Origin of the sequence: Mesorhizobium temperatum (genome assembly GCF_002284575.1) — a bacterium.
GTDB lineage: Bacteria > Pseudomonadota > Alphaproteobacteria > Rhizobiales > Rhizobiaceae > Mesorhizobium > Mesorhizobium temperatum.
The window spans coordinates 71813-85421 of record NZ_NPKJ01000040.1; the positions used below are offsets into that span (position 1 = coordinate 71813).

11 protein-coding genes are annotated in these 13609 nt (G+C 63.2%); 7 read left to right on the top strand and 4 right to left on the bottom strand.

From position 1 onward, the window contains the following. Window positions 1-102: 102 nt before the first annotated feature. Entirely contained in the window at window positions 103-1941 is a 1839-nt protein-coding gene (locus tag CIT26_RS11520; protein ID WP_167391368.1) for a M3 family oligoendopeptidase, read from the bottom strand. A gap of 196 nt (window positions 1942-2137) precedes the next feature. Between CIT26_RS11520 and CIT26_RS11525 the strand changes: the two genes are divergently transcribed. Beyond that, window positions 2138-3673, top strand: coding sequence for a sigma-54-dependent transcriptional regulator (locus CIT26_RS11525; RefSeq protein ID WP_095492683.1), 1536 nt, complete (start codon window positions 2138-2140; stop codon window positions 3671-3673). 378 nt (window positions 3674-4051) lie between these two features. Beyond that, a complete protein-coding gene (mepK, locus tag CIT26_RS11530; RefSeq protein WP_095492684.1) occupies window positions 4052-5968 on the top strand; it encodes a peptidoglycan L,D-endopeptidase MepK in 1917 nt (638 codons plus the stop codon). Window positions 5969-6076: 108 nt separating this feature from the next. Here mepK and CIT26_RS11535 read toward each other — a convergent pair whose 3' ends face one another. Beyond that, entirely contained in the window at window positions 6077-6715 is a 639-nt protein-coding gene (locus CIT26_RS11535; protein WP_095492685.1) for a 2-dehydro-3-deoxy-phosphogluconate aldolase, read from the bottom strand. Window positions 6716-6906: 191 nt separating this feature from the next. Here CIT26_RS11535 and trhO point away from each other — a divergent pair, with 191 nt between their 5' ends. The 3 genes from trhO (at window position 6907) to CIT26_RS11550 (ending at window position 9874) form a co-directional block, all read left to right on the top strand. After that, entirely contained in the window at window positions 6907-7830 is a 924-nt protein-coding gene (gene trhO, locus CIT26_RS11540; protein WP_095492686.1) for an oxygen-dependent tRNA uridine(34) hydroxylase TrhO, read from the top strand. A 240-nt stretch (window positions 7831-8070) separates the two neighbouring features. Next, window positions 8071-8838 carry a tellurite resistance TerB family protein gene (locus CIT26_RS11545; RefSeq protein ID WP_095492687.1) on the top strand — a complete coding sequence of 256 codons (768 nt, stop codon included), beginning with the start codon at window positions 8071-8073 and terminating at the stop codon, window positions 8836-8838. A 280-nt stretch (window positions 8839-9118) separates the two neighbouring features. Beyond that, complete coding sequence (locus CIT26_RS11550; RefSeq protein ID WP_095492688.1) at window positions 9119-9874, top strand: SDR family oxidoreductase; 756 nt, start codon at window positions 9119-9121, stop codon at window positions 9872-9874. A 111-nt stretch (window positions 9875-9985) separates the two neighbouring features. Here the strand turns inward: CIT26_RS11550 and CIT26_RS11555 are convergent, their stop codons facing one another. Beyond that, window positions 9986-10366 carry a YciI family protein gene (locus CIT26_RS11555; protein ID WP_095492689.1) on the bottom strand — a complete coding sequence of 127 codons (381 nt, stop codon included), beginning with the start codon at window positions 10364-10366 and terminating at the stop codon, window positions 9986-9988. A gap of 159 nt (window positions 10367-10525) precedes the next feature. Further along, the gene (locus tag CIT26_RS11560; RefSeq protein WP_095492690.1) at window positions 10526-11710 is read right to left on the bottom strand and encodes a pyridoxal phosphate-dependent aminotransferase; all 1185 of its coding nucleotides are present in this window, start codon (window positions 11708-11710) and stop codon (window positions 10526-10528) included. A gap of 83 nt (window positions 11711-11793) precedes the next feature. Between CIT26_RS11560 and CIT26_RS11565 the strand changes: the two genes are divergently transcribed. Continuing rightward, window positions 11794-12480 (top strand): GNAT family N-acetyltransferase, encoded by a 687-nt coding sequence (locus CIT26_RS11565; protein ID WP_095492770.1) that lies wholly within the window; start codon window positions 11794-11796, stop codon window positions 12478-12480. 114 nt (window positions 12481-12594) lie between these two features. Then, the gene (locus tag CIT26_RS11570; RefSeq protein WP_095492691.1) at window positions 12595-13575 is read left to right on the top strand and encodes a cation diffusion facilitator family transporter; all 981 of its coding nucleotides are present in this window, start codon (window positions 12595-12597) and stop codon (window positions 13573-13575) included. Window positions 13576-13609: the final 34 nt, after the last annotated feature.

Sequence of the window (13609 nt, forward strand, 5' to 3'; positions counted from 1 at the left end):
GATATTTTATTTAAGAACAGATATTTAGGGCAAGAATAGAACGGCCTCAATATGCATTGCGGCTAAACTGTTCTGTCAGCCCCGGATGTTCAGCGCTGTGCGTCAATTGTCCAAAGCTTCGAGCTCGTCGATCAGCCCGCCGATCACGCCAAGTCCGATCTGCCAGAAGGCAGGATCGGTGGCGTCAAGATCGAAGGGTGCCAGGAGCTCGGAATGATGCTTGGTGCCGCCGGCGCGCAGCATGGCAAAATATTTCTCCTGAAAGCCATGCTCTGCATTTTGATAGACCGCATAGAGCGAATTCACCAGGCAGTCGCCGAAAGCATAGGCGTAGACGTAGAACGGCGAATGGACGAAGTGTGGAATATAGGTCCAGAAGACCTCGTAACCATCGCGCAGCTTGATCGCCGGCCCGAGGCTTTCCGCCTGCACTTCCAGCCAGAACTGGCCGAGCCTGTCGGATGTCAGTTCGCCGTTCTTGCGCTCGGCATGCACCTTGCGCTCGAATTCGTAGAAAGCGATCTGGCGCACGACCGTGTTGATCATGTCCTCGACCTTCTGGGCGAGCATGGCCTTGCGCTCGCGCTTGTCCGTGGTCTGGTCCAGCAGCGAGCGGAAGGTCAGCATCTCGCCGAAGACGGATGCCGTCTCGGCCAGCGTCAGCGGCGTCGAAGCCATCAGCGCGCCCTGGCCTGCGGCCAGCACCTGATGCACGCCATGGCCAAGCTCATGCGCCAGCGTCATCACGTCGCGCGGCTTGCCCATGTAGTTGAGCAGAACATAGGGATGCGCCGACGGCACGGTCGGATGCGCGAAGGCGCCCGGCGACTTGCCCGGCCTGACCGGCGCGTCGATCCAGTTGCGGTCGAAGAAAACCCGGGCGATCTCCGCCATGTCAGGTGAAAAGCGCTGATAGGCTGAAAGCACCGTGTTCTTGGCCTCGTCCCAGCCGATGATCGCTTGCGGGGTCTCTGGCAACGGCGCGTTGCGATCCCAGTGGTTCATCACCTCCATGCCGAGCCAGCGCGCCTTCATCGCGTAGTAGCGGTGCGACAGGCGCGGATAGGCGTCGCGAACTGCTGAGGCCAGCGCATCCACCACGCTGCGCTCGACGCGGTTGGCGAGATGGCGCGAATCGGCGATGTCCTCGAAGCCGCGCCAGCGGTCGGAAATCTCCTTGTCCTTGGCCAATGTGTTGGTGACCAGCGTGAACGTGCGCAGATTCTTGCGGAAGGTTGCGGCCAGCGCTTCAGAGGCCCGGCGGCGCACCTCGCCATCGGCGTGCTGGAGGCGATTCAGCGCCGGCTCCAGGGTAAGCTCCTCGCCATCGATGTCGAAGCGCAGATCGGTCATCGTCTCGTCGAACAGGCGGTTCCAGGCGCCGCGTCCGGTAATCGACTTCTCGTGGAAAAGCTGCTCGACCCGATCCTCGAGTTGGTAGGGTTTGTCCATACGCAGATCGAGTACCCACGGCCGGTAGTGAGCGAAGGCGGGATCGGCAGCAAGCGCGGTTTCGATCGAGCCATCGTCGATGAGGTTCAGTTCGAGCGCGAAAAACAGAAGATGCGCGCTGGCGTCGGTCATCTTCTCCTGAATGTCACCATAGAGCTTGGCGCGCTGCGGATCCGCGGTGTTGCCGGCATAGATCAGTCCGGCATAGGAGACGATTCGGCCGATCAGTTCCTCCAGCGCCTCATAGGCGGCAAGCGCCTCGCCCAGCCTGCCGCTGTCGGCACGCTCCGCCTCGGCGGCGAGTGTGCCTTTCCAGCGGCTCTCGAAGCTGATTGCATCGGCCGCCGCCCTGGCGATGTCGCGCTTCAGCTCGGGGGCGTCCATGCCCGAATAGAGATCGGCGAGATCCCATTCCGGCAGATTGCCAAGCTCCGCCGCGCCCTGACCGGACGCCGCCGCCGCAAGCTGCCGACCAAAAACCATGCGCATTTCCGATACTTTCCAGATTGCAGGACCCAAGCGGCCAGACTCAAAGATTCAAGAGGGGGATGAGAAAGCCGGTCAAATCCTAAGGAATTCGTTCACCGGGTTTTTTGAAACCTTATTTAGAACCCTGTGCCAGGATGATCCATAGGGGTGGATTGCCCTTTGGTGGGCTTATTGGGCGAGCATCGTTGAACCAGTCATGACAGGTTCCATACTCATAGTCGATGACGATCCCGTGCAGCGCCGGCTGCTCGAGGCGGCCGTGACGAAATTCGGCCACAGCGCGATCATCACGGATGGCGGCGAGGCCGGTCTCGACGCTCTCGACGGGCCCAACGCGCGCGACGTGTCGGTGGTCATCCTCGACCTCGTCATGCCGGGCCTCGACGGCATCGGCGTGCTGAAGGCGATGCGTGAGCGCGGCATCCAAGTTCCGGTCATCGTACAAACTGCCCAGGGTGGCATCGAGACCGTCGTTTCGGCCATGCGTCACGGTGCTTTCGATTTCGTCGTCAAGCCGGCCTCCCCCGACAGGCTGCAGGCATCGATCGGCAATGCCCTCAAGGTCGAAGCGGTCGAAGGCGAAGTGAAGCGCACGTCGCGGCGGCGCGGCGGCCATCTGACCTTCAAGGACATGGTCACCCACAGCCCGGCGATGGACCGGGTGATCCGTCTCGGCCAGAAGGCGGCCGCGTCCAACATCCCGATCCTTATCGAAGGCGAATCCGGTGTCGGCAAGGAGCTGGTGGCGCGCGCCATCCAGGGCAGCGGCGATCGCCGCTCAAAGCCCTTCGTTACCGTCAATTGCGGCGCCATCCCCGACAATCTGGTCGAATCGATCCTTTTCGGCCACGAGAAGGGCTCTTTCACCGGCGCCACCGAAAAACACACCGGCAAGTTCGTCGAGGCGCATTCGGGCACGCTCTTCCTCGACGAGATCGGCGACCTACCGCTCGACGTGCAGGTCAAGCTGCTGCGCGCCGTTCAGGACGGTGAGGTCGATCCGGTCGGCGGGCGTTCGACCATCAGGGTCGACATCAGGCTGATCTCGGCGACACACCGCAATCTTCTGCAGCAGGTCAAGGACGGCAAGTTCCGCGAGGATCTGTTCTATCGCCTGAACGTCTATCCGATCTTCGTGCCGCCGCTGCGCGATCGTCGCGACGATATCCCGTATTTGGTCGAGCACTTCCTCGAGAAGGTTGCGCCCACCGATCCACGTCACCGCCTGCACGGCATTTCGGCTGCGGCGCTCGCCATGCTGCAGGCCTACGACTGGCCGGGAAACATCCGGCAGCTGGAAAACGCCGTCTTCCGGGCCTCGGTGCTTTGTGAAGGCGATGTGCTGACCGAAGAGGAGTTTCCGCAGATCCGGGCGCAGGTCGAGGGCACCGTCAACCTCGATGCGGATGGCACGTTGCCCGCCTCGCCTTTGGTCATCGAGCCGCCTGGCGAGGACGCCCCGGCCGATAACGGCATCGCTGCGACCGAGCGCGATCCGCCGGCCTGGCCGCAGCCCCGCTTCGGCACGCTGCGGGCACTCGACGAACGCGGCAATGTGCGGGCGCTGGCCGATGTCGAACTCGAAATGATCAAGCTCGCCATCGACCATTACAACGGCCAGATGAGCGAGGTTGCCCGCCGCCTCGGCATCGGCCGCTCCACGCTCTACAGGAAGCTCAAGGAATACGGCATCGATCCGGAAACAGGCCGTATCGACCGGCTTGCTTCCTGACAAAGCAAGTCCGGACCAGCTTGTCAGCCTGGCATCAGGACAATCGACAGTCATGGATCGGGCGTGACGTGCGTCGGGCGACGCGCTTGCGGCGGTGTTCACGCATTAAGGCGGCCGGTAACAGATCGTGTTCATGGCAAAGGCCGAAACATGATCTAAACCAGCAGTTTACCAAGAAACCCTGCGCAATATTTTTGACGGGATATCGCCACGGTGTTACCGCATTTCGGCTTCAATAAGCGATGATTAACCATTAGGATCGATATTCGGATGCGAACACCACCGCATCCGTTGGTCAAATCCGGGGACAAACGGCAGCCTGCAAGGCCTTTTGATTTGAACAAAGTCGAACGACACACAAACGGGCGGCATTATCACATGAGCGTCTGGCCGAGATGGCTGGCAGCGGTGATCCTCGCCTTTGGCTTCCTTACAGCGGCTGCGAGCGGCGTCAGCGCCCAGTCGCGTTCGCTGAAACTCTATAACCTCCACACCAAAGAGAAGGCGGAGATCGTCTTCAAACGCGGCGGCCGCTACGACCAGGCGGGCCTGAAAAAAATCAACGTCATCCTGCGCGACTGGCGCCGCAACGAGCCGACCAAGATGGATCCGCGCCTGCTGGACCTGGTCTGGGAGGCTTACCGGCAGAGCGGCGCCACCGACTATATCCAGGTCGTGTGTGGTTATCGCTCGTCGTCCACCAACTCGATGCTGCGCAGCCGCAGCAGGGGCGTCGCCAAGAAAAGCCAGCATATGCTCGGCAAGGCAATGGACTTCTACATTCCCGGCGTGCCGCTGAAGAAACTGCGCGACATCGGTCTGCGGATGCAGGGCGGCGGCGTCGGCTATTATCCGAGGTCAGGCTCGCCCTTTGTCCACATGGATGTCGGCAATGTGCGCCACTGGCCGGGCATCAGCCGCCAGGAACTGGCGCGCGTGTTCCCCAATGGCAAGACGCTGCATGTGCCGAGCGACGGCAAGCCGCTGCCCGGCTATTCACAGGCGCTCGCCTCCTACAAGGCGCGCAAGGGCGCCGGCGCTCCCGCCATCGAACTGGCCAGCGCAGGTGGCGGTTCCAAAAGATCCGGTGGTCTGCTGGCGGCTTTCTTCGGCGGCGGTGAAGACGAGGCCGATGACAGCGCCGATGTCGCAGCCGCGCCAACGCCGAAATCAACGAACGTGAAGCCGGCGAACGTGAAGCCGGCGAGCGTGAAGCTGGCGAACGCGAAGGCGGCGCCCCCCAAGAACAGCAAGCTTCCGGGCATTGCCATCGTATCGCCTGAGGATGCGAAGCGCGCCGAGATTCCGCAAATCGCCGATGCGCCCGCTCCGGAACCGGAGGAGGACACGCCGGAAACGATCATCGCGGCGCTGCCGGCGCGCAGTGTGCCACTGCCTGATTTCGCCCCGCGCCCGAAGACCGATGTCGGCGCTCAGCAGCCCCAAAACGTTCCGTTCGGCGTGGCGGATGCCACCGCCACCACCGAACAGGCGGTGGCGACCGCGCAAGCGCCGGCAAGCGCTCCCTTCGGCATGGCCGAGCCATCTGCTGTCGCCGATGCGGCGCAGGTTGCAGCCAACAACATTCCGTTGCCGACCCGGCGTCCCGATCACTCGCTGCCGGCCGACCTTGCAGCGGCCGACCTTGCGCCGCAGGACAAGGCTGTGCTTTTGGCGCTGGCGGATACGGCCGGGCACGGCAAGACCGCTACCGATGCGTTCTCGGTGCTGCCGTCGGCACGGCCCGACCTGGCCCAGCCCGACCTGGCCCAACCCGACTTGGAGCGGCCCGACCTGGCCCAGACGGACCACGTCCAATCCGATGCGGTCAAGGCCGTCCTCGAGCGGGTCAGCGCAACCGACGAATACCAGGTCGCTTCGCTCTCCCAGCCGAGCTCGGTTCTCAGCAATCCGGCGAACGTCAATGCCGCATCGCCGCGCCAGGCTGTCTTTGCCCGTCCGGCCGGCTCGGATCCGGCCGCGGCGATCGGTGCGGGTGTGAAGACCACCCGCAAGGCAGCCAGGGCAACCGCCCGTGACCTGAAGCCTGGTCCCAAGTCAGTGGTGGTCGCCGCCGAGCCGAAGGCCGCGCGCTGGGCATTGAACAGCGGCGAGAATGTCGCCACCGTCTCCAGCGCAACGACGGCGCCGCGCTATGCCTACAATATCGTGCACACGCCGCCGACCGAGGTCTACACCGCGGGCTTCCAGCCGAACGATCAGCTGGCCGACGCCAATCGGTTCACCGGCAATGCCGTCAAGTTCATGTCGGTAGCCCGCTTCCAGACCAAGTAGCGGATCGACCAGCAATACAAAGCCGCCGGTAACCCGCGCGGCTTTGTATTGCTGGTCGCAAACAAAAACGCCGCGATGCTGCCAGTCCACCTGGGGAAAAGAGTTTCTCTACCGCCCGAGCTTGCTCGCCGCGAGCGCCAACGCCTCGATTTCGTCCCACCTGCCGGCCCTGACCAAATCGTCCGGCGCCACCCACGAGCCGCCGACGCAGATGACGTTGGGCAGGCTCAGATAGTCGGCGGCGTTCTTGCCGGTGATGCCGCCGGTCGGGCAGAATTGCACATCGGCGAGCGGCGAGGCGAATGCCTTGAGCGATGCGATGCCGCCCGACTGTTCCGCCGGGAAGAATTTCAGGAAACGCAAGCCCGCCTCGCGGGCGGCCATGATCTCACCCGGCGTGATGGCGCCGGGCAGCAACGGAACGTCGCTGTCCTTCGCCGCCGCCAGAAGCTCGCGGGTGATGCCGGGGCTGACGATGAACTTGGAGCCGGCTGCTGCCGCCTCGCCGAACTGGCGGGGGTCCAGAATGGTGCCGGCGCCGACGATGGCGTCCTCGACTTCGCTTGCCACAAGCCGGATCGCCTCCAGCGCGTCAGCTGTCCGCAGCGTGATCTCGATCGCCGGCAGGCCGCCGCGTGCCAGGGCACGCGCCAGCGGCACGGCATCGGCGACGTTGGCGATCTTCAGCACTGGGATAACCGGTTGGCCGTTGAGGAGCGACAGGAGCGTTTCGGTCTTGCTGGGCATTTGTCGTCTCTCCGGTATTGATCCGTTCAACCGGTTAGCAGAAGGCCGTTTTTCTGTCCACGAAACGAAGCGTGTCGCGATGTCACGCACTGCCGGCAATTCCGGCAGCCCGGCCGTCAAAGCAAACAAGAAGAGGCGGTTCCACGCGTCAGCCTTGAATCGGCTTTCATGAGCGTTTAGTGGCTTCGGCGATGACACTGCCCAATCAACCTTTCCGCGTTGCCGCGCTCTACAGGTTTGCCCGTCTCGACGACTTCGAGGCATTGCGCGCGCCGCTCGCCGCCTTCTGCTGCGGACGCGGTATCAAGGGCACGCTGCTTCTGGCGCATGAGGGCATCAACGGCACGCTCGCCGGCAGCGAAGCTGACATCGCCGCGCTCATCGATCATCTCGAATCCATCGAAGGTCTCGCTGGTCTCGAGGTCAAGTACAGCAGCGCCACGCAGATGCCGTTCCACCGCATGAAGGTGCGGCTAAAGCGCGAGATCGTCACCATGGGCGTTAGGGATATCGATCCGACGGCAAGCGCCGGCACCTATGTCGCACCAGCCGACTGGAACGCGTTGATCTCGGATGCGGACACGATCGTCATCGACACGCGCAATGCCTACGAGGTATCGATCGGCACATTCAAGGGCGCGGTCGATCCCGCTACGGCGAGCTTTCGCGAATTCCCGGCCTGGGTCGAGCAGCACCAAGCCGAGCTCGTCGGCCGGAAGGTGGCCATGTTCTGCACCGGCGGCATACGCTGCGAGAAGGCAACGGCCTATGTGAAGTCGCTCGGCTTCGAGGATGTGTTCCATCTCAAGGGCGGTATCCTGAAATATCTGCAAGAGGTGCCCGCCGAACAGAGCCTCTGGCAGGGCGAGTGCTTCGTCTTCGACGAGCGCGTCTCGGTGTCGCACGGGCTGGTCGAGGGTGAGGCGGATCTGTGCCGCGCCTGCCGGCATCCGCTGATCGGGCAGGACCTGTTATCGCCGAAATACGCCGCCGGCATCTCATGCCCGCATTGCTTCGATGCCCGTTCCGACGAGGATCGCGCGCGCTACGCCGAGCGTCAGCGCCAGGTCGAGCTTGCAGAAGCGCAAGGCAGGGCTCCGCACATCGGACGTTAGAGCGACGTGCGTCCGCTTGGACGCACGAAGTACGCTCTCACACTTTGAATCTACGCATCGTGCTTTCCAAAAATCGATTCCGATCTTCGGGCCGACACGGCAGATCCTGACATCATTTCGTTTCCGCCGTCATTGGCAAAGCGCGCGTCGGTCATTGTAATGTCCATATGCGGGGCCTACCTCTTCAACGTCCGAAAACCTGCCCGTCCACGTTCGGCTGGGCCAATCCTGGAGGCATTGATGTTCGATCCCAAGAAGCTCCTCGACGATCTGCTCGGCTCGCAAATTCCCGGAACGGGGTCGACCGTCCGCGACAAAGGGGGGCAGGCGATGCAGATGGCCAAGGACAATCCGCTGGCGGCCGGCGCGCTGGCCGCGGTGCTGCTCGGAACCGGCGCCGGCCGTCAGGTCACCGGCACCGCGGTGAAGCTCGGCGGCCTGGCCGTGATCGGCGGCCTCGCCTACAAGGCCTACCAGAATTACAAGAACGGCAAGGCGCCTGCGGAGACGGCCGCAGCCGGTTCGCCGGAATTGCTGCCGCCACCCGCCGACACCAGCTTCCATCCCTCGCAAGCGCCGCAAGGCGAGGACGAATTCACGCTGACGCTGGTGCGGGCGATGATTTCGGCGGCGAAGGCCGACGGCCATATCGACGACGACGAACGGCAAAAGATCGCCGGCAAGCTCAGCCTCGCGGGCATCGGCTCCGACGCGGAGAAATTCCTGATGTCTGAGCTGGAAACGCCGCTCGACCTGGATACGCTGGTCGCCGGCGCCCAAACCGACGCGCAGAAGCTCGAACTCTACACCGCCTCGCGCCTCACCATCGATCCGGATACGCGTGCCGAACGCGGCTACCTCGATCTGCTCGCCGGCCGCCTCGGGCTGCCGGACGCACTGGTCGACCATGTCGAGGCGACGGTGTCGGCGGCAAAGGTACCGGCGCCAGAGGTGCCGGAGTCAGGGGTGCCGGCGTCGGGCAAGGCAACCGCCGGTTCGCGCTGGTAGGGTTCCGGGCCGTGGAGAGCGGGAATCCGGGCGCCGCTCTCGCGTTAATGTCTCGTTTACCTAGGAAGCGCATGATTTTAGGTAGTCGGATCGGCTTTCCTCCTCCCAAGCCGGTTCAGATCAGGGCGGCCGCCAATGGCCGCCCTTTTGTCAAAGCCAGTTAGCGCATGAGCCGAAATCGGAATCGATTTTTGGAAGCGATCATGCACAAAATCAAATTGCTCGATATCAAGGTGCTATGGCGTCCTTTGCGGACACGCGGCGCTGTAGGAGGACAGTTATGACAGACTACAAAACAGCCATCGTCACCGGCGCCGGCACCGGCATCGGCAAAGCCGTCGCTACGGCGCTGCTCATGGCCGGCTGGAATACGGTGTTCTGCGGACGCCGCAAGCCGGTGCTGAACAAGGCGATCGCTGATGCCGGATCTACACAAGCCAAGGCGCTGGCGGTCGCCTGCGACATCAGCAAGGCCGATCAGGTCGACGAGATGTTCGAGACGGTGGCGGCGGCCTTCGGCCGTGTCGACCTGCTCTTCAACAATGCCGGCACAAGCTACAAGTCGACATTGATCGACGAGATCCCCGTCGAGGTGTGGAACGAAGTTGTCGGGGTCAATCTCACCGGCTCGTTTCTGTGCGCCCGCGCCGCCTTCGGCGCCATGCGCAGGCAGCAGCCGATGGGCGGCCGCATCATTAACAACGGCTCGGTGTCGGCCTACGCGCCGCGTCCGGGCTCGGTACCTTATACCGCGACCAAGCACGCCATTACCGGGCTGACCAAGACGCTGGCGCTGGACGGCCGGCCTTATGACATCGCCTGCGGCCAGATCGACATCGGCAACGCCTTGACCGACATGGCGCAGGCGATGACGGTCGGGGTACCGCAAGCCAATGGCTCCATCGCCGCCGAAGCGGTGATGGATGTTCAGCAGGTCGCCAATGCCGTCGTCCACATGGCCAGCCTGCCGCTCGACGCCAATGTGCTGTTCATGACCGTGATGGCGACGAAGATGCCGTATGTCGGGCGAGGGTGAGCGGCCGGTTCGCGTAGGCGAATTCATCGTGCCAGTGACACGATGAAAGGCCGGCGAACGCCGGGACGCTGCGCAGCAGCGGGGACCCGGCCGGGCGGCGTTCAATTTTGGCTAGGACTGCCTAACCGAAAGCGGCACGCCGGGAAGATACAGCGAAATGGGGCGGATTTCGTAAACGGCGGTCGGATTGACGCGGCGAAGGTCGCGCGCAATCGCGATCGCGGCATCACGCGTGGCGCAGTCGACGACGTAGAGCCCCAACAATTGTTCCTTGGTCTCGGCGAAGGGTCCGTCAATGACCATTCCGGCGCCCGGCCCGCGCAAGGTGCAGGCGTCTTGGGTCGCCCCGAGCCGCGCCGCCGGGCCAAGGGTGCCTTCCCGGTATAGCCGTTCGTTTATCTGGAGCAGGTCGGTCATCAGCGCCGCATCCTCGTCCGGAGTCAGCGCCGTGATCACTTCCTCAACGTGATAAGCGAGGATGGCATAAAACATCTGACGTCACCTTTCTTCGGTCGTGAATTCTATCGCCGACGACAGCGATCTCCTTGTTGAGACAGTGCCGCGCGTCCTATCGGGCGCAAAGGACGCCGTAGCACTTTGATTTGCGCCTCCGCGAAAATCGATTCCGATTTCGGGGTCATGCGCTTGTTCTCACTTGCCCAGAAACGCCTCGATCCGCTCCAGCGCGCGCAGGATGTTCTCCTCGGAATTGGCGTAGGACAGCCTGATATAGCCTTCGCCGAGAATGCCGAAATCGGGCCCGCCGATCAGCGCCACGCCGGCATCCTCGAGCAGGGCGGACGCCAGCTTCTTTGCCTTCCAGCCGGTTTTTGAGACATTGGGGAAGGCATAGAACGCGCCCTTCGGTGTGATGCAGGAAACGCCCGGCAAGACGTTCAGCCCTTCGACCACGACTTTCCTGCGGCGGTCGAAGGCGCGCATCATCTTGTCGACGTCGTCCTGCGGACCGTCGATGGCCGCGATACCGGCATACTGGCTCGGCGCGTTGACGCAGGACCAGCAATTGACCGCCAGCTTGCGCACCTTGTCGTAGAGGTGGGCGCCCTTGTCGCCGTTCGGCCAGATCGACCAGCCCATGCGCCAGCCGGTCATCGCCCAGGTCTTCGACCAGCCGTTGAGCACGATCAGCCGGTCGCGGATTTCGGGAAAGTTGAGCAGCGAGCAATGCGTCTCGCCGTCATAGGTCATCACGTCGTAGATCTCGTCGGAGAGGATGGCGACGTCAGGGTGCGCTTCCAGCCCTTTGACCAGCTTCTCGATCTCGGCGCGGGGGGTGACCCCGCCGGTCGGGTTGGCCGGCGAGTTTAAGATCAGCAGCCTGGTCTTCGGCGTGATCAGCGCCAGCGTCTCCTGCGCCGAGAAGGCAAAGCCGTTCTCCTCGCGCATCGGCACCGGTACCGGAGCAGCACCGGTGAACTCGATCATCGAGCGATAGATGGGAAAGCCGGGATCGGGATAGAGGATCTCGGCGTCCGGTTCACCGAACATCAGGATCGCGGCAAACATGGTGGGCTTGCCGCCGGGCAGGATCATCACCGCCTCGGGCGAAACCTCGACGCCGGTGGTGGTCAGCGTGCGGCGCACCACCGCTTCGCGTGTCGCCAGCAGCCCGTTGGCCGGCGTATAGCCGTGGTGGCCGTCGCGCAGCGCCTTGATCGCCGCCTCGACGATGTGCTGCGGCGTCTTGAAGTCGGGCTGGCCGATGCCGAGATTGACGATATCGCGGCCCTGATGGGCGAGCGCGGTGGCACGAGCCAGCACCGCGAAGGCGTTTTCCTCGCCGAGACGATCGAAGGCCGAAATCGTGTGGAGCATTTTTCCCGTCCGTGTGGTTCTTTCACCGAGCGAGCGTTTTTGTGAGCGTCCTTTCGCAAAAGTCAAACGGATTGGAGCTTTGGGTGTCGGAAAACCTCAAGAATTGGCAACCGCGCCCGCGGCCCGAACGCAAAGTCCTGGAGGGGCGCACTGTCAGACTGGAACCGCTCAACGCCGAAAAGCACGGCGACGGCCTGTTCGAGGCGTCGTCGGTGCCCGATATCGATGGCCGCTTCGCCTGGCTGTTCGACTATCCACCGCCGACCCGCGCCGCCTTCCAGCCATGGCTGGACAAGGCCGAAGCCAGCGAGGACCCGCTGTTCTTCGCGGTCATCGACAAGGCCAGCGGCAAGGTCGCCGGACGCCAGACGCTGATGCGAATCGATCCGGCCCATGGCGTGATCGAGATCGGCAACATCTATTGGGGGCCGCTGATCTCGCGCAAGCCGGCGGCGACGGAAGCGCAGTTCCTGTTCATGAAATACATCTTCGATGAGCTTGGCTATCGCCGCTACGAATGGAAATGCAACAGCCGCAACGAGCCGTCGAAGCGCGCGGCGGAGCGTTTCGGCTTCAAGTTCGAGGGCATTTTCCGCCAGCATCTTGTGGTCAAGGGCGAAAACCGCGATACCGCGTGGTACGCGATCATCGACAAGGAGTGGCCGGCACTGCGCAGAGCCTATGAGGCATGGCTCGATCCGGCCAATTTCGATGGCGACGGTCGCCAGAAGCGACGGCTCGAGGATTTCCGCGCCGAGTTCGGCGCCTGACCATGATCCCGAAAAGTGGAAGCCGTTTTTCGGGCGAGATCATGGTCAAACAAGGAGATAAAGCCTCCATCCCGATTCTGCCGGGATGGATCAGGCTCTAATAGGAGTTTGCAGATGGCGCACGACCATGGTTCGCAAAGGCATGACCGCAGCCACGGCGCCGGTCATGTGCACGGCTCGACCGACAAGAAACGGGTGCTGGTCGCAGCCTGCCTGACCGCCGGCTTCATGGTCGTGGAAGCGCTTGGCGGTCTCTTCACCGGATCGCTGGCGCTGCTGGCGGATGCCGGCCACATGCTCGCCGACTGTATCGCGCTCGGCCTTGCCTGGTATGCTTTTCATCTGGCCGGCCGGCCGGCCACCGTTCGCCTCACCTATGGTTTCGGCCGGGTCAAAACGCTGGTCGCCTATACCAACGGCATCGCCATCTTCGCCATTGCGCTGTGGATCATCTATGAGGCTTGGGAACGCCTGCTGACGCCTGCGCCCGTGCTCGGCGGGCCGATGCTGGTCGTTGCGATCGCTGGTCTGCTGGTCAATATCGGCTCCTTCTTCGTGCTGCATGGCGGCGACCGCGACAGCCTGAACATGCGCGGCGCGATCCTGCACGTGCTCGGCGATCTGCTTGGCTCGGCGGCGGCGATCATAGCTGCGCTGGTCATCCTGGCGACGGGCTGGACACCTATCGATCCGATCCTGTCCGTCCTTGTCTCGTTGCTGATCCTGTCCACGGCCTGGTCGCTGATGCGCGAAGCAGCCCATGTCCTGCTCGAAGGCGTGCCGGCGAGTCTCGATCGCGACCTGATCGCCAGAGATATCGAGGGGACGGTCAAGGGCGTGCGCGAGGTGCATCACATGCATGTCTGGTCGCTCGACGGGTCAAGCAACATGGCGACCTTGCATGCTTGCCTCAACGATGGCGTCGATGCCCACAAGGCGGTCAGCGCCATCAAGAAGCGGCTTGCCGCCGAGCATGGCATTGCCCACGCCACCGTAGAACCGGAATTCGGCCATTGCGCCGACAGCCATGATGGCCACGATGGCGGGCACGACCATGCGCACGATGCGGCTCCGCATCATGGCCACTATCACTGATTCCGGGAGTTCCATGGCATTGGTAACGAACTTG